The sequence below is a fragment of the Janthinobacterium sp. KBS0711 genome (assembly GCF_000988085.1).
Classification (GTDB): Bacteria; Pseudomonadota; Gammaproteobacteria; order Burkholderiales; family Burkholderiaceae_D; genus Janthinobacterium; species Janthinobacterium lividum_E.
Genome location: NZ_LBCO01000004.1, coordinates 90,845 through 115,832, shown reverse-complemented (window position 1 = coordinate 115,832; position 24,988 = coordinate 90,845). Strand labels below are relative to the sequence as shown.

Below are 24,988 nucleotides of genomic sequence, written 5' to 3'. Positions count from 1 at the left end.
CCCCCTCCCCGCGCGTCAGGACGTCACGCGTTCCCAGCCATGCTTGACGGCCGCCTTGAAGTTGTCCCACGCCGACTGGGGATACGTGTGTTCCCACGTGGAACGCAGGTCCGCTTCCACGTCGTCCCACGGGCGGCCCCGGTAGCTGTCGCTGCTTGCCATCGAATGGCCATAGCGGTAGGCGGGATCGTAGTCCTCGAAACGCGCGCCAGTGGCGACATAGGTGGCGCTCCAGTGGTTGCGGTAATACTGCTCGTCGTCGTAATTGGTGCCGGGCAGGTTGTCGGCGCCGGGATAGCGGCGCACGTTGGCGCCGGCGCTGGACGCCGGCGGCGGCGCCATGTCGCTGGCGAATTGCTGCGATCCTGGCGCTTCGTTCACATTGCTGGCGGAGGTGCCCTGCCGCGATGGCGTATCGGACTGCATGCTGGCGCCCTGGCGCATCGCGCTGGCGTCTTGCGGTGCGCCTTGCCAGCCGCCGGCGCGCCAATGCTCGGCGTGCGCATCGATGTCGAGCGGCGCATAGCGTTCGACGATGTCGGTGGCGCGCTGGATATCGGCGTCGCTCGCCTCTTCCAGGGTCAGCACGACATGCCCGCGCCGCACGGCTTCCGCATAGATGTGGCGGTCGGCGTGGCTGCCGAACAGGTCCGTAAAGAAATGCTTGACGCTGTCGAGCAGGCTGTCGCTGTCGTCGCGGCGGATGTTTTCCGTGGCGGAAAAGTCGTCACTGCCCGCATCGTGCAGGCGGATGCTGGCGCCGGGGAAGCCAGCCGTGATCAGGTCGTGCCGGGCGCGCTCGGCCATATCGCGCACGGCGAAAACTGCTGCCAATGTATGTGCCATGATGGTCTCCAATTGGTGAACAATGCCCTTCCAGTGTAGGCTGGGAAAAACGAAAGGGGCGCTCGTTTGCCCCTTGGAAATCGTTGTATTCAACAAGTATTGACGACGTGAAACCTCAGTCCGGCGTGCCCACGAAGGCGCGCAAAAAGTCGATAAAGGCGCGCACTTTTTCCGCGATATGCTGGGTGTTCGGATACACGGCATACACACCCTGCTCAGGGAAGACGACGTCGGGCAGCAGGCGGCGCAGGCGTCCCGCGCGCACTTCCGCCTCCACCTGCCACTGCGGCAGCAGGGCCACGCCGCAGCCGCCCAGGGCAAAGCCCAGCAGGGCCGAGGCGGAGTCGGAATGGATGGCGGCGTCGTCCTGCACGGCAAAGTCGGCGGCGCCGTCCGGTGTGTGCACGTCCCAGCGCAGTGGTGTGGCCAGGCGGCTGTGTGCCAGCCAGCGCGCGCGCTGCAAGTCGTCCAGGCTGGCGATGCCCTTGGCAGGCAGGCTGGCCAGGTAGGCGGGCGAGGCGACCGGCCAGATGGCGTACGGCTCGATCAGCGCGGCGCGGTAGCTCGAATCGTTGAGGGAACCCATGCGGATGGCCAGGTCGTAGCGGCCCGAGATCAGGTCTTCGTGCGAGGATGACGACGAGTGCTGGATCTGCAGCTGCGGGTGGGCGGCGGCAAAGGCGATCAGCGCGGGGATCACCGTGCGGCTGCCGTATTCGACAGTGGTGGTCAGGCGCAGGGTGCCGCGCAAGCCCTGGTGGCCCTGGCGCGCCGTTTCGATGGCGCCCTGCGCTTCGCTCAGTACGCGCTGGCAATCCTCGTAAAAGCGCCGTCCCACGTCAGTCAGTGCCAGGCTGCGCGTGCTGCGCGTTAGCAGCGACACGCCCAGCTCCGCCTCCAGCTGCTTCAAATTAAAACTGACGACGGCCTTGCTCTGGCCCAGCACGGCGGCGGCCGCCGTCAGCGAACCGGCATCGACGATGGCGATAAAAATACCCAGGCGGTCAAGACTGATCATAAATAAGAATGAGGAGGCATGCGGGTTATAGAGGTTTGTCAAAATTTGTTTGACAGTGTAATCGGGGCTGGCCCGTTACGCAAATGACGATGGACGCTTAAGCTGGCCGTTTGCCATTTGGAGCACCATGGACTATCGCAAAAAGGTCGCGGCCATCTATCTGCTGGGGTTTTTCGTCGACCTGATCAACATGTTCATCACCAGTGTCGCCTATCCCGATATCGGCCATGCCCTGCACGCTTCGGTGGCGCAGCTGGCCTGGATCAGCACCGCCTACATCCTCGGCCTGACCATCGTCATCCCTGCCAGCGCCTGGCTGGCTGCCTATTATGGCAGCAAAACCGTGTTCATGGCATCGTTGCTAACTTTTTTATGCGCCAGCATCGGCGCCGGCCTGGCGCCGTCGATCGAGGCGCTGATCGCCTGGCGCTGCGTGCAGGGCCTGGGCGGCGGCTTGCTCATTCCGCTGGGGCAAAGCATGACCTACCAGCTGTATCAGCCTGCCGAGCGCCCCGGCCTGTCCTCCGTCATCATGCTGGTGGGCTTGCTGGCGCCAGCCCTGTCGCCCGCGCTGGGCGGCGTCATCGTCGACAGCCTGTCGTGGCGCTGGATCTTTTACTTGAACGTGCCGTTTGCCGCGCTGGCGCTGCTGCTGGCCGCCTGCTGGCTGCGTCCCGACCCGCCGCGCGCGGTCGTTCCCCGTCTCGACGTGAGCGGCCTGCTGGCGGGCAGCACGGCGATTTTGCTGCTGTTGCTGGGCTTGACCATGCTGGGCACGCCGGACGAGCTGCTGGCTGGCGCCGCCGTGCTGGCGCTGGGCGTCGCCTGCGCCTGGGGCTATGTGCGCGGCGCCCTGCGCAAATCGACGCCGCTGCTCAACCTGCGCCTGGCCAGTGAGCCGCTGCTACGCATCGCCATGCTGATGTATCTGCTGGTGCCGGGCGTCTTCATGGGCGTGAGCCTGCTGGCCATGCTGTACCTGCAGGGCGTGCTGGGCATGCCGGCCTCGACGGCTGGCGCGCTGATGCTGCCGTGGGCGCTGGCCTCGTTTGCGGCCATTTCGCTGACCGGCAAAAGCTACCGCCTCGTGGGTCCGCAACCGCTGTTCATCGGGGGGGCCCTGCTGCAGGCGGCGGGCATGCTGATGCTGCTGCGCGTGGAGGCGGCCGATCAGCTGTTCTGGCTGGCCGGCGCGTACGCCGTGATGGGCTTTGGCGGCGGCTTGTGCAGCAGCACGGCGCAAAGCACGGCCTTCTTGCGCACGCCGGACGCGCAGCTGAGCCAGGCCAGCGCCGTGTGGAATATCAACCGCCAGCTGGGCTTTTGCCTGGGCGTGGCGCTGCTCAGCGTACTGCTGAATGGCTTGCTGGCGGCGCAGGGCATCGCTTCGCTGGACGACCCCGCCCAGCACCTGCGTGCGGCGCAGGTGTTCCACTGGTGCTTTGCACTGGCCGCCGCCTCGTGCCTGCTGCCTTTGGCACTGTGCCTGCGCATCGACAACCGCGCCGTTCTCGACCTTTTACACCACCATGGAGCAAGCAAAAAATGACTGCAACGAACCCCTATTTTGACGACGTTTTATCCACGCATGTGCTGATCCGTGCATGGCTTTCCGGTGAGGCGGCAGCGGAAAACTGCGCGCAATTGCTGGCGCGTTTTTCGCCCGATTTTACGATGGTGGCGCCCGGCGGGATGCGGCTCGACCACTTTGGCTTGACAGGGTTTTTCCAGGGCGCCGGCGGCAGCCGCCCGGGCCTCGCCATGCGCATCACGGACTTGCAATTGATCCAGGAAAGTGCCACCGGCGCCACCGTCTCCTACCGCGAATTCCAGTCGCTGCCGGGCGCGGAAAACACCGAGCGCTGGTCCACCGTCGTGTACGAGAAAACGCCCGACGGCGCCTTGCTGTGGCGCCACCTGCATGAAACGTGGGCCGCGCGGGCGGATTGATCCTACAGCGTGGCGGCGGGCGCGCCGATGGACAATGGCGCCATGGCGGCTAGGCTGACAGGGTCCCCTCGTTCATCAGGAGCGCGTCATGCCCAAGCAAAAATCGCAGGCCGGCCAGAATCGCCAATCGGCCGCCCCCACGGAAGACAAAAGTAGCACCGACAATGACGTTGGCAAGCGCGGCAAGGATGCGGCCAGCCATACCAAGGCCGGTTCCGGCAAGGGCGCCGGCGGCGGCAAGAAGCAGGGCCGCAAACATTGAAGGGCACCGGCGCGCTCACGCCGGCTTGGCCGTCATCAGGTAAAACACGATGATGAGGGCGAAGAAGGCGGGCACGCCCAGCGCCGCCCAGATGCGCAGGTAGCGCCAGTACAGCGCGGGCAAGGCGACGCCGTCGCGCGCGCTCGTTTGCGCCATGTCGCGCATGCGCATCTGCAGCCACACGACGGGCAGCCAGCAGGCGCCGGCCACCAGGTACAGCACCACGGACCAGACGATCCAGCGGCTGCTCAAGGGAAAGCCGGCCAGGTGGGCCAGGTAAAAGCCGCTCAGGGGCTGGAACACCACCGTCGTGGCCGTAAACAGCCAGTCGGCGCGCACCACGTGGCGGCTGACGACGGCGATGGCGCGCACGTCGCGGCTCAGGCTCGCGAACAGCAGGTAGAAGGCCGAGCCGATGCCGGTGCCGAACAGCAGGGTCGACGAGACGATGTGCAGCCATTTGACGATCAGGTATTCCATGGATGTTCCTCCAGTTGGTACAGCAGCCACAGGGCCGCCAGCATGGGCAGATTTTTCGTCAGGGGTCCGTACGGATGCCACAGGAATTCCGGTAGGAATACGGCGATCCAGACGGTATAGAACACGATGAGCGCGGCTTGCAGCGGCCATAGCCAGCGCCGCCACGGCGGGCGCAGCGCCAGGGTGGCCATGCCCAGCAGCAGGTCGAGCAGGCAGGCGCCGGCCAGCAGCGGCGGCGCCCAATCTGGCGGCACGCCGCTGCGTTCGAGCAGGCGATAGCTGTCTTCGACTCGATAGACGCCGGCCGAGACGATGGCCGTGGCGATCCACACGATGGCAATCGACAGGCGCAGCACAGGCAGCAGCCAGTCGAGCTGGGCGCGTACGGCCGCGCCGCGCGCGTCGCTGATGAACTGCGCCACGGGACGCGGCGCGTGTCCCAGCAAACGCCGCGTGAGCCCCGCATCGGCTGTATTGCCGCGCTCGAGCATGCCCAGGGTGGCGCGGTCCGGCATGGCAAAGCCCAGCAGCCTGGCCAGCAGCAGCACGGGCGGCATCAGCCACCTGGGCAGCGGCGCGACGCGCAGCCGCCCCAGCCCCATGGCTGAGCGCAACGCCGCCAGGTAGGCCGCAAACGGCAGCGCCTGCGGCCCCACGACGGGCACGCGGCGCGTCTTCTGGCCGCCCAGCGCGCCCGCGCCGCGCACCAGCGCGACGATGACATCGGTCAGGTCGTCCACATGCACGGGCTGCACCAGCTGCGGCGCGCGGCCGAAGCGGGGATACACGGGCAGGCTGGCCAGCATGCGGAACAGGCGCGCGCTTTCGCCATCGTCGCCATACACGAGCGAAGGCTGCACGATGACGGCGCGCAGCGGCAGGCTGGCGAGAAAATCGTCGGCCGCCTTCTTGCTCAGGTGGTAGGGCGAGACGGCGCCGTCGTCCGCGCCGAGGGCCGACAGCTGTATCACCAGTTGCACCTCGCTTTCGGCGCAGGCGGCGAACAGGGCGCGCGGCGCCTGCGTGTGCAGGGCCGCAAACGTCTGCGCGCCATGCTCGGCGATGATGCCGACGCAGTTGATGACGACGTCGATGCCGGCCAGGCGCGGCAGCCACGCGGCCTTGGCCGTGTCGCGCGCAAAATCGGCCTCGATCAGGTGCACGCGCTGCTCCTGGCCGGTGGGCGCGCGGGGCGGCGCGCGACGTGTCGTGCACGCGAGCTGGAAACCTTCGGCCAGCAGCGCGGTCGAAACATGCGTTCCGATGAAACCGCTCGCCCCCGTCAGCAGTATGCGCATCGATGCCCTTTCCTGATGGGAGTTGGATTCGCCTTTTGCGTTTCAGTTCATTACCGCATTTACTACGGGAGAACCACCATGCCAGCCTTGCCTACCACCCTGCATCACGGCGCCCTGTCGGGCAGCCTTGCCTCCCTCCTGTCCGCTGCCGCCCTGGCCCTGTGCGGCCGGCGCGAAACGGGCAGCGTGTTCGCCGCCGTCAACGCCGTCAGCCACTGGCTGTGGGGCGACGAGGCGGCGCGCCGCGACGACGCCTCGCTCAGGCATACCCTGGTCGGCTATGTCATCCACCATTGCAGCGCCATGTTCTGGGGCGTGCTGTTCGAGCGTTATGCGGCGCGCATCCTCGACCGGCGCCGCGTGGCATCCACCGTCGCGGCGGCGGCCGGCGCCACGGCCGTGGCCTGTTTCACGGATTACCAGCTGACGCCGCACCGTTTGCAGCCCGGCTACGAGATGCGCCTGTCGCGCCCCTCGCTGCTGCTGGTGTACGGCGCCTTCGGCATCGGCCTGGCCGCCGGCGCGCTGTGGCTGCGGCGGCGCTGAGGCGCTGCGCGAGTCACTTTCCTACACGCCGGCCCGCCGCGCGCCTATCTTGCCGGCCGTTGCGCGCCAGTAGCATGGAACTTCATCCACCAACCGAGGAGAAGCGCATGCAGGAAAAACACGGCAACACTCCGCAGCATCCCGCCGACCAGGGCCGTAACACGCGCATGGACAAGAGCGACGTCAATCAGTCGCAGGGCGATGCGTATGCCAATCAGGGCGGCGGCAAGCTGGCCAGCGGCAATGCCAACAGCGGCCACTGGGCCAACGACGTCATCACGCCGCAGGGCGGGCTTGACCCGGTGGAGCAGGAAAACCTGCCCACCCTGACGCAATCTGACGACAACGCCCACGTCAAGGGCGCGGCGCAGCGGCCGCAGAGCGAAGCGGGCAAGCTGGCCGACGACCGGCCGGGCCGCAACGAGTCGAAGGACATCCACAGATCACTGAATCAGCACGAGTAGACCGGCGTGCTGCGAACGAGGAGAGCACCATGTTTGCACACAACAAGCGACTGCAATACACGGTCAGGGTGGAGCAGCCCAATCCCGGGCTGGCCAACCTGATGCTGGAACAATTCGGCGGCCCGCAGGGCGAGCTGGCCGCCGCCTGCCGCTATTTCACGCAAGCCTTGTCGGAGGACGATCCGGGCCGCAAGGACATGCTGTTCGATATCGCGACGGAAGAACTGAGCCACCTGGAAGTGATCGGCAATATCGTCGTCATGCTCAACAAGGGCGCCAAGGGGCGGCTGGCCGAGGGCGTCGACCAGGCGGCGGAGCTGTACCGCAATATCACGGGCGCGGGCAACGACAGCCACGTGACGCAGGTGCTGTACGGCGGCGGCGCCCCGCTGGTCAATTCGGCCGGCGTGCCGTGGACGGCCGCCTACATCGATACCATCGGCGAACCGACGGCCGACCTGCGCTCGAACATCGCCGCCGAGGCGCGCGCCAAGATCGTCTACGAGCGCCTGATCAACCTGACGGACGACCCGGGCGTGAAGGAAGCGCTGGGTTTCCTGATGACGCGCGAAGTGGCACACCAGAAGTCGTTTGAAAAAGCCCTGTATTCGATCGAGCCCAATTTCCCGCCCGGCAAACTGCCGGGCGACCCGCAGTACGCGGACGTGTATTTCAACATGTCACAGGGGCCGGGCGAGGAACGGGGACCGTGGAACCAGGGCGGCAAGTGGCAGTACATTTCCGACCCGCGCCAGCAGATGGCCGTCGACGGCGGCACGGGCGAGGCGGAAGTGAAATTGCCGCAGGACGAACTGGCCACCGTGCAGCAGATGGCCGCGCGCACGGCATCGAATCCCGATGCCGACCCGTTGACGGGCGCGGAACTGGGCATGCGGCCCAACGGCCGCGATGGCGGCACCTCGTCCATGCCCTTGTAGCGCAGCTGGCCGGGCACCACCAGCGTGAACACGCCGCGCGCGCTGCAGGCCCTGGCCAGACACTGGTCCTGGCCCCATGCACTGGGCTTTGCCCTGTGCGGCGGTGGCGCGCTGTGGTTGCTGTACGCGCTGACGGCCCAGCTGGGGCTGCGCCATGCCCATCTGGCGCCGGCCCTGATCGGCGGCGCCATGGCCGCTGCCGCCACGGCGCTGGGGACCGTGCCGGTGCTGTTGTCGCATAAATTTTCGCAGCGCAGCTACGACTGCTTCCTCGGTTTTGGCGCCGGCGTGATGCTGGCGGCCACCGCGTTTTCACTGGTGTTGCCGGCGCTGGCGGCGGCCAGGCAGCGCGTGGCAACGCCCATGCACGCCAGCCTGCTGGTGGCCTTTGCCATGGGCCTCGGCATGCTGCTGATCGTCGTGCTCAACCTGGTCGTGCGCGAACGCGTACAGGGCGCCGCGCCCGCCGCCAGCAGCCTGAAAAGAGTGTGGATTTTTGTGCTGGCCGTCACCTTGCACAACCTGCCCGAGGGGCTGGCGATCGGCGTCGGCTATGCGGGCGTGGCGCTGGAACGCGCCAATGCGCTGGCGGCCGGCATTGCCATCCAGGACGTGCCGGAAGGGCTGGTCGTGGCGCTGGCGCTGCGCAGCGTGGGCTACGGCCGGCGTTGGTCGGTGGCCATGGGCGCCGCCTCCGGTCTGGTTGAGCCGGTGATGGCGCTGGCCGGCCTGGCGCTGATCGGCCTGTCGTCCGCCCTGCTGCCGTGGGGCCTGGCGGCGGCTGCCGGCGCCATGCTGTTCGTCATCGTGCACGACGCCATTCCCGAGGCGCAGCGCAGCGGCAATGGCGGTTTTGCCAGTGTCGCGCTGGTGTTCGGTTTTCTCCTGATGATGGTGCTCGATACGGCGCTCAGCTAAGCAAGGCGCAATGGCGTTCTAAGTGAGATCGTGCAAATCCTTTTGCAGTGCCGGTCCGGTGGAAAACTGCGAAAACACGACTTCGAGCCCGGCCCGTTCCGGGGTGCAGCACATGGGGCCGACAAGGTAGCGCGATGCGACGGGAAACGGCGCCAGGCGCAGCAGCGGCCACAGCTTGCCATCGGTCGAATACTGCACCCGGATCACGCCCTGCTCCACCGTTACGCGCAGCCAGAAACCGTCCGGCATGGCGGGCGCCAGGCTGACGGCCCAATCGGATGTATCGGCCGTCAGCACGGTGCTCAATAAGAGCTGGCCGTCGGAAAATTCGACACCGCACTTGATCCAGTTTTCCGCATCGATGCGCACCATCAGGCCGGCCTGGTCGTACAGCGACGCGTATTGCGCCGCCACGTGCAGCTGCGCCGTGAAATCGCCATCGATTTGCGTGCCGAAAAAGTGGCCGCTGTCGCGGATAAAACCATACGAGGTCTTGCGCCAGAAATCCGTGTTGGCGTCCGTCGTCACGCGCAATTGCGCGCCGTCGGCGGACCAGTTTTCCGGTGGATTGAGCCAGCTGCCTTGCGTGAACATCGCATTTCCTCCTGATCGAAAAATGCTACATAGTTTGCCCCCATCCCAGCGCCTTGTACAGGGCAATCGCATCGATGTAGGACGCCGTCTCCGCCAGCAGCGCTTCGCGCCGGATATCGTACAAGGTGCGCTGGTTTTCCAGCACGGCCTGGTAGCTGCCGGCACCGCCCGCATAGCGCGTGCTGGCGATGCCGAGGGCCGCGTTGCCATGGCGCGCCGATTCCAGCAGGGAGGCCAATCGCGTCTGGTTTTCCGCCAGCTGCGTGACGGCGTTTTCCACGTCTTCCTGCGCCAACAACATCGTTTGTTCATAGCGCGCCAGGGCGCCCTGCGCCTCGGCCTGCGTGCCGCGCAAGCGTGCCCTGACGCTGCCCAGGCGGAAGGCCGGATAGCTGACGGAGGGCGCCACCTCGACCGCGCGCGCGCCGCCATCGAACACGCCGCTGCCGCGCAAGGCAAAGAAGCCTAAAAAGCCACCGAGGCTCAGGCGCGGATACAGGTCGGCCGTGGCCGCCCCCACGTCTTCGCTGGAGGCGGCCAGCAGGCGCTCGGCGCGCACCACGTCGGGCCGCTGCTTGATCAGGCGGTTGACGTCGCCGAGCGGCAGCCGGCCGGCCAGCGGCGCCTGTTGCTGGGGCTTGGTGGCCAGCGCGACGGCGCCCGGCGCCTGGCCGCTCAAGACATCGAGCCGGTACTGCGCCTGGCGCAGGCCCGCCTGCAACGGTGGCAATGCCGCCTCGCTGCGCGCCAGGTTGGCCAGCGCGTTGTGGCGTTCTTCCGGCAAGCCGCTGCCGGCGCGGATGCGCGCGTCGATCAATGCCACCGTGTCGCGCCAGCTTTGTACCTGCGCCTGCGTCAGTGCCAGGTTTTGCTGGTAGCCCAGCGCCTCGTAGTAATTGCGCGCCACCTCGGCGGCTATCGTCAGCCGCACTTGCCGCAAGTCCGCCTGCGCCGCATCGGCGCGCGCCTGCGCCGAACGGCTCATGTGCGCCAGGCGGCCGAACAGGTCGATCTCCCATTGCGCGTCGAATCCCACACGCGTGCTGGCGCTGGCGGTGCGGCTATCGGGTGTGTCCTGCTGCACCGTGCGCTGCCAGCCCGCCTGCCCCGTGACAGCGGGCAGTTTATCGAGCCGGCGCTCGTCGAAGACGGCGCGCGCGGCCAGCAAATTCGCCTGCGCCTGGGCGATATCGAGGTTGTGTTCGAGCGCGCTGGTGATCAGCTGCGACAGCCGTGCATCATCGAAAAACGTCCACCACGCGGCCTCGCTGACGGCGCCCGTGCCAGCTGCGAATTGCGCTTGCTGCGGGCTGGCCAGGGCGATGGCGGGCGTGCCCGGCGTGACGTAGGCGGGACTGACGGCGCAACCGGCCAGCACGGGGAAAAGGGCGACGAGATAGCGGTAGTTTTTCATACGGATTCCTTCAGCGCCTGCGACAGGTCGCGGGCGCGCGGCGTGGCATGGTCGGCCGTGTGGCGGCGGGCCAGAAAGGTGTACACGGTGGGCAGCACGAACAGGGTAAAGAAGGTACCGATCAACATGCCCGAGACGATCACGACGCCCAGGCCGAAGCGGCTGTTGGCGCCCGCGCCGGAAGCGAACAGCAGCGGCACCAGGCCCACCACCATGGCGGCCGTGGTCATCAAGATCGGGCGCAGGCGGATCTGCGCCGCCTTGCGGATGGCCGTGATGCGGTCCAGCTGTTCATGCACCTGCAATTCGTTGGCAAATTCCACCATCAGGATGCCGTGCTTGCTGATCAAGCCGATCAGGGTCACGAGGCCGATCTGCGTGTAGATGTTGACGGTGGCGTAGCCGAGCGCCAGCGGAATCAGGGCGCCGCAGATCGATAGCGGTACCGTGATCAGGATGATCAGCGGGTCCGTCAGGCTTTCGTACTGGGCCGCCAGCACCAGGTAAATCACGACGACGGCCGCCAGGAAGGCCAGCAGCAGGGCATTGCCTTCCGTGGCGAACTGGCGCGCATCGGACTGCCAGTCGTAGCTGAAGCCGGGCGGCAAAGTCTTCGCCACGCCGTCGAGGAAGGCGACGGCGTCGCCCAGGGTCACGCCCGGTGCCGGCACGCCCTGGAAGGTGGCCGCGTTTTGCTGGTTGAATTGCGTCAGCATGTTCGGCTCGATCTGCTCGCTCACCGAGACGACGGCGGACAGGGGCAGCAGGCTGCCATCGTCGGCGCGCACGTACTGCTGCGTCAGGGCTTGCGCCGTGAGTCGCTGTTCGCGCGGGCTTTGCGCGATGACGTCGTACGCGCGGCCATCCATGCCGAAGCGGTTCAGATAATTTTCGCCCACCAGCACGGCCAGCGATTCGCCGATGTCCTGCATGCGGATGCCCAGGCTGTTCGCCTTCGAGCGGTCCACGCGCACTTTCACGACGGGGTTGTTGTAATCGAGATCGCTGTCGACGACGGCAAACAGGCCGCTATCGCGCGCGCGCTGCTTGACGTCTTCCATGGTGCGGAACAGGGTGGCGTAATCCTGCGCGCTGCGCAAGACCATCTGCACGGGCAAGCCGCCGCTCGATCCCGGCAGGGGCGCCAGTTGGAAGGCGAAGATGCTCGTGCCTTCCACGTCGCCCACGGCGTGCTGCAATTCCGCCTGGATGACGGCCGCGTTGCGCGCGCGTTCAGCCCACGGCGTCAGGTTGATGCCGCCGATGCTCGATGCCGGACCTTCGCCGCCGTTGATGATCCAGCGCGAGTGCGTTTCGGGGATATTCTTGTAGATGGCATCGAGCTTGTACGAAAAGCGTTCGACATAATCGAGGTTGGCATGCTGCGGCGCCTTGATGGCCGTCAGTACGCTGGCCTGGTCTTCCGCCGGCGCCAGTTCGCGCTGCGGCAGCAGGTACAGGAAGGGCAAACTGACCATCACCAGCGCGGCGAAACCGGCACTGAGCCAGCGGTGGTGCAGCGAGCGGTCCAGCAGGCGCGCATAGCGGCTGGTCAAACCTTCGAAGAAATGCTCGGCGGCGCGCGCCATGCGTCCTTCCGATTGTTTCGGCTGCAGCAGCAATGAGCTCATCACGGGCGACAAGGTCAGGGCCACCACGCCCGACACCACCACGGCGCCGGCCAGGGTCAGCGCGAATTCCTTGAACAGCGCTCCCGTCAAGCCCCCCATCATGCCGATCGGCGCATACACGGCGGCCAGGGTGATCGTCATGGCGATCACGGGGCCGGCCACTTCGCGCGCACCGACGAGGGCGGCCGCCACGGGCGTCTTGCCTTCCTCGATATGCCGGTGCACGTTTTCCACCACGACGATGGCGTCGTCGACCACCAGGCCCACGGCCAGCACCATCGCCAGCAGGGTGAGCAGATTGATGCTGAAGCCGAAGGCCAGCATCAGCGCCGCCGCGCCCAGCATCGACAGCGGAATCGTCACGACGGGAATCAGCACCGAGCGCAAGGAACCCATGCACAGGTAGATGACGATGACGACGATCAGCAGCGCTTCGAGCAGGGTGTGCGCCACCTCGTCGATGGATGACTGGATGAAGCGCGCCGTCTCGAACGCCAGCTCCACTTTCACGCCGGGCGGCAGGGTTTTCTGGATCTCGGGCAGCAGCTTCTTGATGCCGTCGACGATCACCAGCGGGTTGCCGCCCGGCGTGGGCGACAGGCCCAGGTACACGGCCGGCACGCCATCCATGATGCCGCTCGTTTCCGTGGCGGCCGCGCCCAGTTCCACCGTGCCCACGTCTTTCAGACGCACGAGCGATGCGCTGTCTTTTTCATCGCCGCCCTTGCGGATGACCATGTCGCGGAACTCGGCCACGCTGGTCAGATCCGTGTTGACGCTGATGTTGGAGACGACGAATTGTCCCTTCACTTTACCGGGCGCCGCCTGGTAGTTATTGCGCCGCACGGCGTCGGCCACGTCGGCCGCCGTCAAGCCGCGCGCCGCCAGTTTGGCCGGGTCGATCCACAAACGCATGGCCAGCTGCTGTCCGCCGTACACGTCGACCTTCGCCACGCCGTCGATGGTGGCGAACATCGGCTGCACCACGCGCGCCAGGTAGTCCGTCAGCGCGGGTGCCGAGACGCTCTCGCTGGCAAAGCCCACGTAGGCGACGGCCGAGGAATCGCCGGCCGAGCGCTCGATGACGGGGTCAAAAGCGCCTTCGGGCAGCTTGTAGCGCACCTGGTTGACCTTGGCCATCACTTCCGTCAGCGCCTGCGTGGAATCGCGGTTCAATTCCATGCGCACGGTGACCGTGCTGCTGCCCTGCACCGAGGACGAGGTCAGATAATCGATGCCTTCCACCGACGACACGGCTTGCGCAATCGGCTGCGTGACAAAACCCTGCATCAGTTCCGCCGAGGCGCCCGGATACGTGGTTTTCACGGTGATGGTCGATGATTCGAGCATCGGGTATTGGCGGATCGGCAGCTGCAGGATGGCGACCACGCCCAGCATCAAAATCAGGGTGCTGATCACCAGCGCCAGCACGGGGCGGCGCACAAACAAGTCGGTAAATTTCATTGTGTGCGCTCCTTAGGAACCGGCCTTGGGCGCGGCGCGCTTGGCCTCGTCCAGGGTGTTGGCCACGGCTTGCACGGCCATGCCGTCGGCCAGTTTCAGCTGGCCCGAAGCGACCACGCGCTGCCCCTCGCGCAAGCCGTCCAGGATGGCGACACGGCCCCCTGCCCGCTCGCCCAGTTTGACGCCCACGCGCTTGACGGTGAGCGGCTGCTTGCCCTCCTGCTGCGCCACAAACACGGTGTCGCCATACGCGCTGTAGGTCACGGCCGTTTCCGGCACCGTCAGCTGCTGTCCCGCTTCGCGCGCCACGCGCACATTCGCGTACATGCCCGCTTTCAGGGCGCCACGGGGATTTGTCAGCGCCGCCTGTACCTGCACCATGCGCGAGCGGGCGATCAGCGGATCGATGGCGTTGATCTTCGCTGTAAAGACGTCGCCCGGATACGCGTCCACCAGCACTTGCACGGCCTGGCCCGGCGCCAGCTTCGCGCTGCTCTGTTCATCGAGGGCGAAGTTCACCATCAGCGACTTCGTGTCGATCAGGCTGGCCACCGTGTCGGCCGCGTTCAGGTACTGGCCCGCGTGCACCTTGCGGATGCCCAGCTGCCCCGCGAACGGGGCGCGGATGGTCTTTTGCGCGATCAGCGCCTCCGTCTGGCGCACGTCGCCCAGGGCCGCATCGCGCGCGGCCAGGGCGCTATCCAATTGTTCCTGCGTGGCCGCTTTTTCCTTGACCATCTGCGCCGTGCGCGCATGGCTGCTTTCCGCGTTTTTCAGCTGTGCGCGCTGGCGCAGCAGCGCTGCCTGTTCCGGCGCGTCATTGAGCTGTACCAGCACGGCGCCAGCTGCCACCTGCTGGCCAGATTCGAAGCGGATCTGCGTGATCCGGCCGCCCGTTTCGGCGGCCACTTGTACTTGCCGCGCCGCTTCCAGTTCGCCCACGCCCGCAAAAAACCGCTCTTGCGTGCCCAGCACGACGGGGACCAGCGCCACCTTGGTGGCGGGGGAGGCGGCGGCATCGGCCGCATGCGAGTCTGCGCGGGGATACAGCGCGGCACCGGCGACGGCCAGGGCGATGGCCAGCGCAGAGGCGCCGACGATTTTCGTATTCATGATGAAGTCCTTTACAGCAGTACAAAGGGAAGAGTACAAAGGGAAGAAGAGGCGCAGCGGAGGCTGATCAGGTCCGCTGCGCGTTGAAGAGTACAAACAGGGCTATGGTCCACAGCAGCAGCACCAGGTGCGTCGTCTGCAAGCCTTCCTGCGCGATCCAGTAGCCGAACCACAGGCCGCCCAGGTGCATCAGCAGCAAGAAGGCGGCCATGGCGCACAAGGCCAGGTTCAGCCAGGGCAAGCCAGCGGCCAGGCCGCCGCCGAACAACAGCGCCACGCCCGTCCAGGCGGCGATGGCGGCGCCAAGTTGCAGCGCCAGCACCACGCCCAGCGAGAGCCGGTGCAAGGTCAACGAGGTGAGCGCGCGGCGCAGCAGCGGCGTCTGGATGGTCGGGTCCTGGCGCAGCGGGTCCATGCGCATGGTGTTGCCGATGGCCCAGACGGAGCCGTGGAAGGCGTGCAGGTTGTTGATGGCGGCCAGGGTGAGCCAGGTGGCCAGGCCGGTAGCGAGGATGGCGTGAAACAGCCAGATCGAGTGTTGCAGCTGCATGGGATTCCAGTCCAAAAGAGTGTCTTGCCGGCAAGCGGACGTGGAAACTCCTCGACAGCGGGGAGCTACCGGCCTATTATGCAAGCAATTAGTTGGTTAACTGGCCCCATGATAGTTGAGCGAAATGAATTACACAAGTAAACGTTTGGATAATAGCGAAGCGCCGCAAACGACGGAGCGCATCCTGTATTTCATCAAGACCAAAGGACCCGTCTCCACGGCGACCCTGGCCAAGACCCTGGACATGACGGGCGAGGCGGCGCGCCAGCAAGTGCAAAAGCTGGTGGCGGCGGGCCTGATCGAAGGACGCCAGGAGGCGCAGGCGGGCGCGGGACGGCCGCGCCAGAACTGGGTCTTGACGGAAGCGGGCAATGCGCGCTTTCCCGACACGCATGCGCAGCTGACGATCAAGCTGATCGGTTCCGTGCGCCAGCTGTTCGGCGAGGCGGGGCTGGATAAACTCATCACGCAGCGCGAAGAGGAAAGCCGCAGCGCGTATGCGCTCGCGTGCTCGGCGCCGGACTTGCCCACGCGGCTGCAGCAGCTGGCCGCCGTGCGCGATGAAGAGGGGTATATGGCGCGCGTGGAAGCGGACGGCGACGACTGGCTGCTGATCGAAGACCATTGCCCCATCTGCGCGGCCGCGCGCACCTGCCAGGGCTTTTGCCGCTCTGAACTGCAGCTGTTCCAGGAAGTGGTGGGACCGCACGCCAGCATCGTGCGCGAACAGCACGTGCTGGCGAACGCGATGCGCTGCGTTTACCGGATTTCGCCGCTTTCTTAAGGCTTCGGAAACAGCGGCCAGGTCAGCAGCGCCACCAGTCCCGCCAGCCACCATACGACGGACCAGTTGCTGGCCGCCAGCAGGTGCGGGATGGCCATCGGCGTGAGGAACAGCCCCACGTAGACGGCCGTGTTCGCCATGCCCAGGGCCGTGCCCGCGTTGGCGCCGCCCGCTTCCGTGGCCAGCTCCGTGTAGGCCACGCCATGCCAGGCGGACACGGCGATGCCGGCGAGCACCACGGCGGCCATCAGCAGCCAGCCAGGCGCCTCCAGCCAGGCGATGCATCCGAGCAAAATGAACGAGGCTAGCGCCACCAGGGCAGAGCCGCGCAGGTAGGCGGGCCGGTTCGCGTGGCGGTCCGTGTGGCGTCCGCTCCAGATGCGCATCACCATGGCGCCCGCCTGCAGGGCCACCATCACGGCGGTGATTTCCGCCAGGCCCAGGCGGCCATGGTCGTGCAGGAAGACGGTGGCGTAGCTGAGCACGGCAAACTGCGGCACGCACAGCAAGCCGATGGCGGCCACCATGCGCCAGACCTTTCGATTGCGTAACGGTGGCAGTGGCTTGATCCCGGGCAGGCTTTTGGACGCGTTTTGCGGCCCCTTGGCGGCCTCGGCAGAGAAATCGGGCTCATGCATCCATCGCCACGTAAAAAACGCCGACAGGCCGCATACGAGGGCCAGGGCGCCGAACACGGGCATGAAGCCGTAGCGCGATGCCAGGCTGGGCAGGACGAGGGCGCCGAGGCCGCCGCCGAGCGGCACGGCCGTCTGGCGGATGCTCATGGCGAAACCCCGTTCGCCCGGACCGAACCAGCGCATCACGGCGCGGCCGCTGGCGCCGTTCACGCTGCCGCCCAGCACGCCGACCAGGGCCAGCCCCGCCGCCAGCGCCCATAAGGGCGGCACGGACCCGCCAGCGGGTGTAATCCACAGCAGCAAGGCCAGCAGCGCCAGCATGGTGCCCAGCAAGCCGGTCAGCAGCACGGGGCGGTCGCCCCAGCGGTCGGTGGCCATGCCCCATGGCAATTCGGTCAGGGCCACGCCCAGGCCCATGGCGCCCAGCGCCACCCCCAGTTCTGTATTGCTCAGGTGATAGCCGCTGCGCAGCCAGATGGCCGTGGTGGGCATGCCATTGGCGGCGGCGGAAAAGCTGGCATTGGCCGCCACGCCGACGGCGAGCACTTTCCAGCGGTGGGCGTCGCCCAGCGCGGGCGCGGTGACGGGGACAGGAACGGGAATGGCTTGGCAACTGGTGTTCATGGCAGGGAGAGAAAAGTGGTTGACCCTGACAGTGTCGCGCGCTACGATCATTCTGAATATCAGATAATTTATGCGACACCATCCCAAAAAACCGGACGATTGCTTCTACGCCATGAGCCTGCTTAATTTCGACATCGCCTTTCTGCGCAGCTATGTGGCTGGCATCGAGCTGGGCAGCTTTGCCCGCGCGGCCGACAAGGTGGGCCGTTCCACCTCGGCCGTCAGCGCGCAGCTGAAAAAACTCGAGGAGCAGGCGGGCATGCCGCTGTTCCGCAAGGATGGCCGGGGGCTGGCGCTGACGCCCGCCGGCGACGTGCTGCTCGGTTATGCGCGCCGTCTGCTGGAGCTCAACGACGAGGCGGCCGTCGCCTTGCGCGGGGCGGAACTGGAAGGCTGGATCAGGCTGGGCTTGCAGGAGGATTTTGGCGAAGCCTTGCTGCCTGACGTGCTGGGGCGTTTTGCCCGCGCGCATCCGAAAGTGCGCATCGAGGCGCACGTGGCGCGCAACACGGCCCTGATGGAAGGGCTGGCCATGGGCCAGCTGGACCTGGCCCTGCTGTGGGGCGGCGCCTGCATCGCCGACGTGGCCGAATATCCGCAGCAGCAGCGCCAGCATATTGCCGAACCGGCCATGCGCTGGATCGCCTCGTCCAGCCTGGCCTGGCGGCCCGAGTCGGGCGAGCCGTTGCCGCTCATTGCGTTTGACCGCGAATGCCTGTTCCAGCGCTGCGCCACGCAGGCACTGGACCATGCCGGCATCGCCTGGCGCACGGCGTTTACCAGTCCCAGCCTGGCCGGACTGTGGGCGGCGGCCGCAGCCGGGCTGGGCGTGACGGTGCGCACGGGCCTGGGCTTGCCCTCAAGCGTGCGTGCGCTCGATCACGTGGCGGCGGGCTTGCCCGCCCTGCCCCCGCTGTCGTTGGAACTGCTGCGTGTGTCCAGCGTGTCCAGGCCGCCCGTCGAGCGCCTGGCCAGCCTGATTATCGAGTCGCTGCAGCAAGATTCCGCTTAAAACGCCTGCGCCGTCGGGCGCAGCACGATTTCATTGATGCTCACGTCGGCTGGCTGCTCGATCGCATACGCGATGGCGCGCGCCACTGAGGCGGCGGGAATGGCAATCTCGTAGAACTCCTTGACGGCCTTGGCGCTCTCGGCATGGCTGCTGCCCTCGCTCAGTGGCGTGTCCACGGCGCCCGGTGAAATGACGGTGGTACGGATGGTACCGCCGCTGGCCGCCAGCTCATGGCGCAAGCCTTCCGAAATGGCGCTGACGGCAAACTTGGTGCCGCTGTAGACGGTACCGCCCGGGCTGAAGACTTTTTGTCCCGCCACCGACGAGATATTGATGATGTGGCCGCTGTTTTGCGCCTGGAAATGCGGCAGCACGGCGGCGATGCCGTTCAGTACGCCTTTGATGTTGATATCGATCATGTTATTCCATTCGTCGACCTTCAAGGCGCTCATCGGCGCGATGGCCATCAACCCCGCATTGTTGATCAGCACGTCGACCTTGCCGAACACGGCCAGCGCCGTGTCGATCAAACGCGTCAGGTCGCCCGCCTGGGTCACGTCGGTCTGGGCGATGGCGGCCTGACCGCCGGCCGCCGTGATTTCCTCGGCGATGATGGTGAGCAAATCCATGCGCCGCGCACCAAGCACGACGGAAGCGCCCAGTGCGGCCAGATGGCGCGCGGTGGCTTCTCCCAGGCCGCTGCTGGCACCGGTGATGACGACGACTTTCCCTGCGATATGTAGACTCATGATGGATTCCCTGTGGAGGCAGCAGAGTGCTGCGGATGACATCGATCAATGCCGGCACAGCTTAGCGCATTTGCGTCCCTTTTTGCTATAAAAAAGATAATTGCTAAATGGTAATTGTTAGGAACGAGCAATCAGCACTTGCACGGGCGCCATGGGGAAATCGCTGGCGCCGTACTGCTCCACTTGTCGCCAGCCCGTGTCGCGCAGCAGCCGCGCCAATTCACCGTGCCGTGTCACCTTGCGGCCCAGCATGCGCATCGGCAAGTAGTACGGCAGCACGCGTGCCGCGTCGCCCGGCGCCGGGGCGATTTCCGCCTGTACGCAGACGAGTACGCCACCGGGTTTTAACGCTGTCTGCATCTTGCGCAAGGCCGCCGCCATGTCGGGCACGAAATGCAGCACGGACGAGCACCAGATCAGGTCGTAGTCGTTGCCGATGTCGTCGCAGCCCAGGTCGCCACCCAAGGTTTCCAGGCGGTCGGATAGTTGTGCATGGGCGATGTTGGCGGCCGCCACGGCCACCGTTTCCGGCCAGTCGAACACGCAACCGTGCAAGCCTGCATGGGCTTGCGCCAGCGCAATGGCCACCCAGCCCGGGCCGCCGCCTACGTCGAGCAGGCGCAAGGGCGTGTTGCCGTCCGCAAACGGGGCGATGCGCTGCATCACGGACAGGGCCGCGCGCATGGTGACGGCACGTTGTTCCTGGCCAATTTGCTGCTGTGCGGCGGCGGCCCAGTTGACCCCGTTCGCCGTGTTGTAGGGCGCCACCTTGCCGCCGTCGCGCACGAGGGCAGGTAACTGCGTGGCGAATTGACGCAGCGCATGCAGCCGGTATAGCCAGGCATCGCCGCAGAAGGCCACGGAGTTGCGGCAGAAATACTGCAAGGTGCTGGCCGTGCAGCGGTAGCGTTGTGTGTCTGCTTCAGCATCCGCAGCGGCCCCGTCGCGCTCCAGCACCTGCATGCTCCAGAGCAGTTCCAGCAGCAGGGCCGTGTGCGGCGCATGCAGCGACAGGGTGTCGGCCAGCTGCGCCGGCGTGTGCGGCGTGGCCAGCACATCGAAAATACCCAGTTCCAGGGCGGCGGCCAGCCCGTCCGCCTGCACGGGCGCGACGGCCAGGTCCCAGTAAGGCTGCAAGGCATGCTGTGACGTGAATGACATGAAAGTTCCTTTCGACGAGATGGGCGTGTATGCCTATTTTATGCAACAATGAGAATAATTATCATTTGCATTTGTATGCGGCACGGCGCATTTCGTATGCGCGACGGCGCGCAAGGACGGGAGGAGCGATGAGGGAACAGGACAGGGAAGCGGCAGGCTGGACGCGGCGCCAGCTGGACCCGGGGTTGAAAGAGTGCCGCGCCGACCAGCGCCAGGTCGACCAGGGCTTGCTGCTCGTGCACTCCGATTACCGCCCACGGCTGGCGCTCGTCGAGCAATCGAAGCATGACGATGCGGGCGGCATGGTGATCACCATCGGCCTGGAAGGCGCGTCCGGCTACGTCACGCGCGATGGCGAACAATTGCGTTTCCGGGGCGGCCATACGACGGTGACGGCGTTTCGCCACACGAGCGGCGAGCGCCGTTTCGAGGCGAATCAGCGGGCGGCGCAATTGCGCGTGCTGGTGGGGGAAGAAGCGCTGGCGCGCTACTGGCCGGAAGGCCTGGCGTCCCTGCTGCCCGACGGCGGCGCGCGCCAGCTGGCGCATGCGGCCACGACGGCGGCCTGCGCCCTGCATGCCCGCTCGCTGCTGCGCGCGACGGACCCGCTGGACGTGCATATCGGCGTGCTCAGCCTGTTGGCGGAACAGCTGCGGGCACTGCGGCCGGCGCCCTCTCCCGTGCCGCGCTGGTCCGAGGCCGATATCGCCAGATTGGAACGCGTCCACGCGCTGATGCAGGAACAGATGGCGCAGGAACTCACGCTCGATTACCTGTGCGCGCAAGCAGGACTGAGCTTGTTCAAGCTCAAGCAGGGATGGCGCTACCGCTACAACGACAGTCCGCAGCGCACCCTGCTGGCGTTGCGCATGCAGCGGTCAAAGTTATTGCTGGAAAATGGTTGCCAGGTGGCGCAGGCGGGCTGGCAAACCGGTTATCGCCACCCGGCCAATTTCAGCGCCGCGTTCAGCCGCTATTTCGGCTACGCGCCGAAGACCGTGGCGCGCGCGAAGGGCTGAACAGCCGGTGTAGAATCGGCGGGCAGCACATATTCATACGACCCACAAGGAGACATGATGGCCCGCAAAATCTTTGTCAATCTGCCTGTCCAGTCGCTGGAACGCTCCGTCGCGTTTTTCACGGCGCTGGGCTTCAGTTTCAATGCCCATTTCACGGATGAAACGGCGACGTGCATGATCGTCGCCGACGACATTTTCGTCATGCTGTTGACGCACGACAAATTCAAGCAATTCACGCCCAAGCAGCTGTGCGACACCAAGGTGGCGACGGAAGTGCTCGTGTGTCTGTCGGCCGAGAGCCGCGGCGAAGTCGATGAGCTGGTGGCGAAGGCCGTCCAGGCGGGCGGCAGCATCTACAAGGAGCCGATGGATTTCGGCTTCATGTATGGACACAGTTTCCAGGATCCTGATGGGCATCAGTGGGAACTGATGTACATGGAGCCGAGCGCCGTACCGCAATAGCAGCGCAATCCGACAAGACAGGCCAACAATGTTGTCGGATTACGCTGCGCTAATCCGACCTACCCGATTCGTAGCGTAGGTCGGATTAGCGGCGGCACGCCGCGTAATCCGACACGATCCGCCTGCCCAGCTTAAGAAGCCAGCGCCAGCAAATCCACCACTTCCAGCCCGGCCAGGTCCTGCGTCGTGTTGCCCGCAAACGCGGCGCGGCTAGGCTGGCCGTTTTTCAGCCACGTGCGCGTGACTTCCTTGATCTGCGCCAGGGTGCAATTGAGCACGCCGGTGCGGAATTGCTGGCGCACGGCTTCCGTCGTGCCACGCTGCTGCATGTTCCACGCCGTCAGCGCTTCCGCGTACGGCGAGTGCGGCTTGTCGAGGCCCTTGATGACGCAGATAATGGCTTCTTCCACTTGTTCCTGCGAGAAATCGCCGTCGAGGATTTGATCGAGGGTCGTACCGAAGTCGGCGAATGTGCCCGCCAGGCGCGGATCGCGGTAGGAACTTAACGTAAACGTGCCGGCGCCGGCCGCGTAGCTGGCGCTGCCGCCATAGGCGCCGCCTTTTTCGCGCAGGGCCGTATGCAACACCTGGTTGGTCATCAGTTCGGCGGCCACAGCCAGGGCCGAAGCGTCCGGATTGTGCACGCCCGGTACGGCCCAGGAAACGAAGCAATGGTTGATCTGGCTTGTCGCATGCAGGGCCGTGTTGGCCAGCGGCAAAGCTGCCGGCGCGGCCGCCTCTGTCGATGCGGTAGCGTCCGTGCTGGCTGCAGGCAATTCCAGCAAGCGAGCCAGGGTGATGCCATCCTGCTCCAGGCCGGCGCACAGCACGGTTGGCTGCTGGGCGATGATGTGCGCGTGCAGGGTGTCGAGTTCGCGCGCGATTTCCTGCAAGCCTGCCGACGTCTTGCTCAGCTGCTGCAAGCGGCGGTAGAACGGCAAGGCTGCCGGGCCGCCGACGATGTCATCGAAGCGGCGCGTGGGCGACAGGGGAGCTGCCGAGGCCAGCATGGCGTAGCGGTTGCCGGACTCGGCCAGGCTGGAGAGTTTGTCTTGCACCAGGCTTTCGATCAGGAAGGCCAGGCGCTCTTCTTCATCGAAGCGGGGCTTGGCGATCCAGGCCGACAGCACGGCGGCGATGGCCGCATGTTCTTCGCGCAAGCCGCTGGCCGAGAACGACAGTTCCACGCGCATCGCCTGTTGCGGGCGGGGAATGGCTTCCAGGCCGATGTGGAACGAGGGCACCATGCTCTGGCGCCAGGCGCTGGCGTCGTCGAACGACATGTCGCCCACGCCCAGTTCCGGCGCCAGGTCCGTGTACAAACGCAGCCATGGCCACGATGCTTCCGGCAAGTTCGACACGTCGTACAGCACGTTGGCATAGCTGATGCCGTTCGAGGCGATACTGAACGCCACGGCGCCGTCGACGGCGGCTGGAATCGGCAGGGCCGGACGCGGCAGTGCGCTGACGTCACCAGGGCGGATGCGCGGCAAGACTTCGGAATTCGATGGCAGTTGCTGATGCGCTTCCAGCGCGGCGGACTCGGCCACGATGTGCTCGCGCTCGGCATCCGTCAGCGTCGCCTGCAAGGCCGCCAGCTTGGCGTCTTCCTGGGCGGCGCGGGCCGTGAAGTAGGCGCTGTCGGGCACCACGTGCGTCGTCAAGCGGGTCGGATTGGCGATCAGCTCGCGCACCAGCTGCTTGAAGAATTCAGGATCGTCGATCTGCTGTTCCAGGGTTTCCAGGATGGCCGCATTGTCGAACGCGTCCATCACGTCGCCGCCATACATGGCCAGCGGCAAGGCGTGCAGCAAGCGTCCCAGGCCGTAAGGCATGCGGCCGCTGCTGATTTCGCGCTGGCTGTACTTGATGTCGCGCAAGGCTGCGTGCAGCACGGCGGCGGGAATGCCCTCTTCCGCTGTTTCTTCCAGGGCCGTCCAGATGCGCTGGTGCGCATCGGCGATCTGTTCTTGGGTTAAACCTTCCATGCCGATGTGGAACACCATCTGGCGGATGCCCGCGTCGCGGCCATTCATGTCCGATGGGCGGCCATAGCCGGCCGATTCCATGGCGCGCATGACGGGCGCCGACGATTCGCCGAGCAAGCCGTGCGACAGCAGATGCGCGTGGTAATAGGCGATGGGGTCGCTCGACTCGCCCATCAGCCAGGCGAATTGCAGGCCGAACTCATCGTCGCGCGCTTCCTGCGAAGGAATTTTGACGATGTTTTCCTGTGGCGCCGTCCATGCGGGCGCCAGCTGCGGCAGGCGGCGTTCGGAGAAACCGCTGAGCTTGGACAACACGCGCTCGGCGACTTGTTCCTGCACGGCCGACGCTTCGATATTGCCGGCGGTCATGATCACGGCTTGCGAAGGGTGATAATGGCTGGCGTGGAATTCTTTCAGCATTTCATGCGTCAGTTCGGGGATGTCGAGCGGATCGCCGCCCGATTCCACTTCATACGTCGTGCCTTTGAGCAAGGCGCTGGCGATGCCGCTGTCGAGCGCGCGCATGGGGCTGTTAAACGCGCCCTTCATTTCATTGAAGACGATGCCCTGGTAGACGAGCTTGTCGCCTTCGAACGCATGGCGCCAGCCTTCCTGGCGGAAATTCAGGTAATCGAGGTTCGGGAAGAAGGCCGCGTCGAGGTACACATCGAGCAGGTTGAAGAAATCCTTGCGGTCGGTGCTGGCGAACGGGTACACGGTGCGGTCCGCATAGGTCATTGCATTCATGAACGTGGCCGTCGAGCGGCGCAGCATCGAGAAGAACGGGTCGCGCACCGGGTAGCGCGACGAGCCGCACAAGGCCAGGTGTTCCAGGATGTGGGCGCGCCCGTCGCTCACTTCGGGCACAGTGGGAAAGGCCACCAGGAACACCATCTCAGCCTGCTCGGTATGCATGTGGATATGGCGCATGCCCGTTGCTGGCTCGACATATTGCTCGATGGTTGCCTGCAAGACTGGAATGAAGTTGCTGCTGACTTTTTCAAATGTGCTCATGCGGTATGGGATCTCTGCGGTAGGTGATTCGGATAGTCGGTGGGGCTGCAT

The 24,988-nt window shown here is 65.9% G+C and carries 24 protein-coding genes; 11 read left to right on the top strand and 13 right to left on the bottom strand.

Features of this window, described 5'->3' with window-relative positions; all coding sequences use genetic code 11:
* Positions 1 to 15: 15 nt before the first annotated feature.
* Both VM94_RS01080 and VM94_RS01075 read right to left on the bottom strand, forming a co-directional pair.
* Positions 16 to 846, bottom strand: coding sequence for a hypothetical protein (locus VM94_RS01080; RefSeq protein ID WP_046682049.1), 831 nt, complete (start codon positions 844 to 846; stop codon positions 16 to 18).
* Between the two features lie 115 nt (positions 847 to 961).
* The gene (locus tag VM94_RS01075; RefSeq protein ID WP_046681815.1) at positions 962 to 1,864 is read right to left on the bottom strand and encodes a LysR family transcriptional regulator; all 903 of its coding nucleotides are present in this window, start codon (positions 1,862 to 1,864) and stop codon (positions 962 to 964) included.
* A 127-nt stretch (positions 1,865 to 1,991) separates the two neighbouring features.
* Between VM94_RS01075 and VM94_RS01070 the strand changes: the two genes are divergently transcribed.
* The 3 genes from VM94_RS01070 to VM94_RS28425 all read left to right on the top strand — a co-directional run bounded on the left by VM94_RS01070 (position 1,992) and on the right by VM94_RS28425 (position 4,076).
* Positions 1,992 to 3,413 carry an MFS transporter gene (locus tag VM94_RS01070; protein WP_046681814.1) on the top strand — a complete coding sequence of 474 codons (1,422 nt, stop codon included), beginning with the start codon at positions 1,992 to 1,994 and terminating at the stop codon, positions 3,411 to 3,413.
* Positions 3,410 to 3,814 carry a DUF4440 domain-containing protein gene (locus VM94_RS01065; RefSeq protein WP_046681813.1) on the top strand — a complete coding sequence of 135 codons (405 nt, stop codon included), beginning with the start codon at positions 3,410 to 3,412 and terminating at the stop codon, positions 3,812 to 3,814. Before VM94_RS01070 ends, VM94_RS01065 begins: the two co-directional genes overlap by 4 nt.
* An 88-nt stretch (positions 3,815 to 3,902) precedes the next feature.
* Positions 3,903 to 4,076 carry a hypothetical protein gene (locus tag VM94_RS28425; protein WP_160309262.1) on the top strand — a complete coding sequence of 58 codons (174 nt, stop codon included), beginning with the start codon at positions 3,903 to 3,905 and terminating at the stop codon, positions 4,074 to 4,076.
* Between the two features lie 15 nt (positions 4,077 to 4,091).
* Here the strand turns inward: VM94_RS28425 and VM94_RS01060 are convergent, their stop codons facing one another.
* Together VM94_RS01060 and VM94_RS01055 are read right to left on the bottom strand one after the other, a co-directional pair.
* Positions 4,092 to 4,556, bottom strand: a complete 465-nt coding sequence (locus VM94_RS01060) for a DUF2269 family protein (protein ID WP_046681812.1) — start codon at positions 4,554 to 4,556, stop codon at positions 4,092 to 4,094.
* The gene (locus VM94_RS01055; RefSeq protein ID WP_046681811.1) at positions 4,544 to 5,854 is read right to left on the bottom strand and encodes an SDR family oxidoreductase; all 1,311 of its coding nucleotides are present in this window, start codon (positions 5,852 to 5,854) and stop codon (positions 4,544 to 4,546) included. The genes VM94_RS01060 and VM94_RS01055 overlap by 13 nt, the downstream gene beginning before the upstream one ends.
* Before the next feature lie 78 nt (positions 5,855 to 5,932).
* Between VM94_RS01055 and VM94_RS01050 the strand changes: the two genes are divergently transcribed.
* From VM94_RS01050 to VM94_RS01035, 4 genes are all read left to right on the top strand, one after another.
* Positions 5,933 to 6,400, top strand: coding sequence for a hypothetical protein (locus VM94_RS01050; RefSeq protein ID WP_046681810.1), 468 nt, complete (start codon positions 5,933 to 5,935; stop codon positions 6,398 to 6,400).
* Positions 6,401 to 6,507: 107 nt separating this feature from the next.
* Positions 6,508 to 6,864 carry a hypothetical protein gene (locus VM94_RS01045; protein ID WP_046681809.1) on the top strand — a complete coding sequence of 119 codons (357 nt, stop codon included), beginning with the start codon at positions 6,508 to 6,510 and terminating at the stop codon, positions 6,862 to 6,864.
* Positions 6,865 to 6,893: 29 nt separating this feature from the next.
* On the top strand, positions 6,894 to 7,802 hold the full coding sequence (locus VM94_RS01040; RefSeq protein WP_034752585.1) for a manganese catalase family protein: 909 nt from the start codon (positions 6,894 to 6,896) through the stop codon (positions 7,800 to 7,802).
* A 24-nt stretch (positions 7,803 to 7,826) separates the two neighbouring features.
* A complete protein-coding gene (locus VM94_RS01035) occupies positions 7,827 to 8,720 on the top strand; it encodes a ZIP family metal transporter (RefSeq protein WP_235432783.1) in 894 nt (297 codons plus the stop codon).
* Between the two features lie 18 nt (positions 8,721 to 8,738).
* Here the strand turns inward: VM94_RS01035 and VM94_RS01030 are convergent, their stop codons facing one another.
* From VM94_RS01030 to VM94_RS01010, 5 genes are all read right to left on the bottom strand, one after another.
* Entirely contained in the window at positions 8,739 to 9,314 is a 576-nt protein-coding gene (locus VM94_RS01030; RefSeq protein WP_046681808.1) for a DUF1349 domain-containing protein, read from the bottom strand.
* Between the two features lie 25 nt (positions 9,315 to 9,339).
* Positions 9,340 to 10,728: an efflux transporter outer membrane subunit gene (locus VM94_RS01025; protein WP_046681807.1), complete on the bottom strand. Its 1,389-nt coding sequence runs from the start codon at positions 10,726 to 10,728 to the stop codon at positions 9,340 to 9,342.
* A complete protein-coding gene (locus VM94_RS01020; RefSeq protein ID WP_046681806.1) occupies positions 10,725 to 13,823 on the bottom strand; it encodes a MexW/MexI family multidrug efflux RND transporter permease subunit in 3,099 nt (1,032 codons plus the stop codon). The genes VM94_RS01025 and VM94_RS01020 overlap by 4 nt, the downstream gene beginning before the upstream one ends.
* A gap of 12 nt (positions 13,824 to 13,835) precedes the next feature.
* Positions 13,836 to 14,936, bottom strand: a complete 1,101-nt coding sequence (locus VM94_RS01015; protein ID WP_046681805.1) for an efflux RND transporter periplasmic adaptor subunit — start codon at positions 14,934 to 14,936, stop codon at positions 13,836 to 13,838.
* Positions 14,937 to 15,003: 67 nt separating this feature from the next.
* A complete protein-coding gene (locus tag VM94_RS01010; RefSeq protein WP_046681804.1) occupies positions 15,004 to 15,486 on the bottom strand; it encodes a DUF2165 family protein in 483 nt (160 codons plus the stop codon).
* A 124-nt stretch (positions 15,487 to 15,610) separates the two neighbouring features.
* Here VM94_RS01010 and VM94_RS01005 point away from each other — a divergent pair, with 124 nt between their 5' ends.
* On the top strand, positions 15,611 to 16,270 hold the full coding sequence (locus VM94_RS01005; protein WP_046682047.1) for a helix-turn-helix transcriptional regulator: 660 nt from the start codon (positions 15,611 to 15,613) through the stop codon (positions 16,268 to 16,270).
* On the opposite strand, the gene VM94_RS01000 is transcribed toward VM94_RS01005, so the two are convergent.
* Positions 16,267 to 17,532: an MFS transporter gene (locus tag VM94_RS01000; RefSeq protein WP_046681803.1), complete on the bottom strand. Its 1,266-nt coding sequence runs from the start codon at positions 17,530 to 17,532 to the stop codon at positions 16,267 to 16,269. The two genes, VM94_RS01005 and VM94_RS01000, sit on opposite strands and share 4 nt — an antisense overlap.
* A 70-nt stretch (positions 17,533 to 17,602) precedes the next feature.
* On the opposite strand from VM94_RS01000, the gene VM94_RS00995 reads away from it, so the two are divergent.
* On the top strand, positions 17,603 to 18,544 hold the full coding sequence (locus tag VM94_RS00995) for a LysR substrate-binding domain-containing protein (RefSeq protein ID WP_235432782.1): 942 nt from the start codon (positions 17,603 to 17,605) through the stop codon (positions 18,542 to 18,544).
* On the opposite strand, the gene VM94_RS00990 is transcribed toward VM94_RS00995, so the two are convergent.
* Both VM94_RS00990 and VM94_RS00985 read right to left on the bottom strand, forming a co-directional pair.
* On the bottom strand, positions 18,541 to 19,293 hold the full coding sequence (locus VM94_RS00990; protein WP_046681801.1) for an SDR family oxidoreductase: 753 nt from the start codon (positions 19,291 to 19,293) through the stop codon (positions 18,541 to 18,543). The two genes, VM94_RS00995 and VM94_RS00990, sit on opposite strands and share 4 nt — an antisense overlap.
* A gap of 117 nt (positions 19,294 to 19,410) precedes the next feature.
* Positions 19,411 to 20,454, bottom strand: a complete 1,044-nt coding sequence (locus VM94_RS00985; protein ID WP_046681800.1) for a methyltransferase domain-containing protein — start codon at positions 20,452 to 20,454, stop codon at positions 19,411 to 19,413.
* A 128-nt stretch (positions 20,455 to 20,582) separates the two neighbouring features.
* On the opposite strand from VM94_RS00985, the gene VM94_RS00980 reads away from it, so the two are divergent.
* On the top strand, positions 20,583 to 21,473 hold the full coding sequence (locus VM94_RS00980; RefSeq protein WP_046681799.1) for a helix-turn-helix transcriptional regulator: 891 nt from the start codon (positions 20,583 to 20,585) through the stop codon (positions 21,471 to 21,473).
* Positions 21,474 to 21,530: 57 nt separating this feature from the next.
* On the top strand, positions 21,531 to 21,935 hold the full coding sequence (locus VM94_RS00975) for a VOC family protein (protein ID WP_046681798.1): 405 nt from the start codon (positions 21,531 to 21,533) through the stop codon (positions 21,933 to 21,935).
* 131 nt (positions 21,936 to 22,066) lie between these two features.
* Here VM94_RS00975 and VM94_RS00970 read toward each other — a convergent pair whose 3' ends face one another.
* Positions 22,067 to 24,937, bottom strand: coding sequence for an insulinase family protein (locus VM94_RS00970; protein ID WP_046681797.1), 2,871 nt, complete (start codon positions 24,935 to 24,937; stop codon positions 22,067 to 22,069).
* Positions 24,938 to 24,988 lie beyond the last annotated feature (51 nt).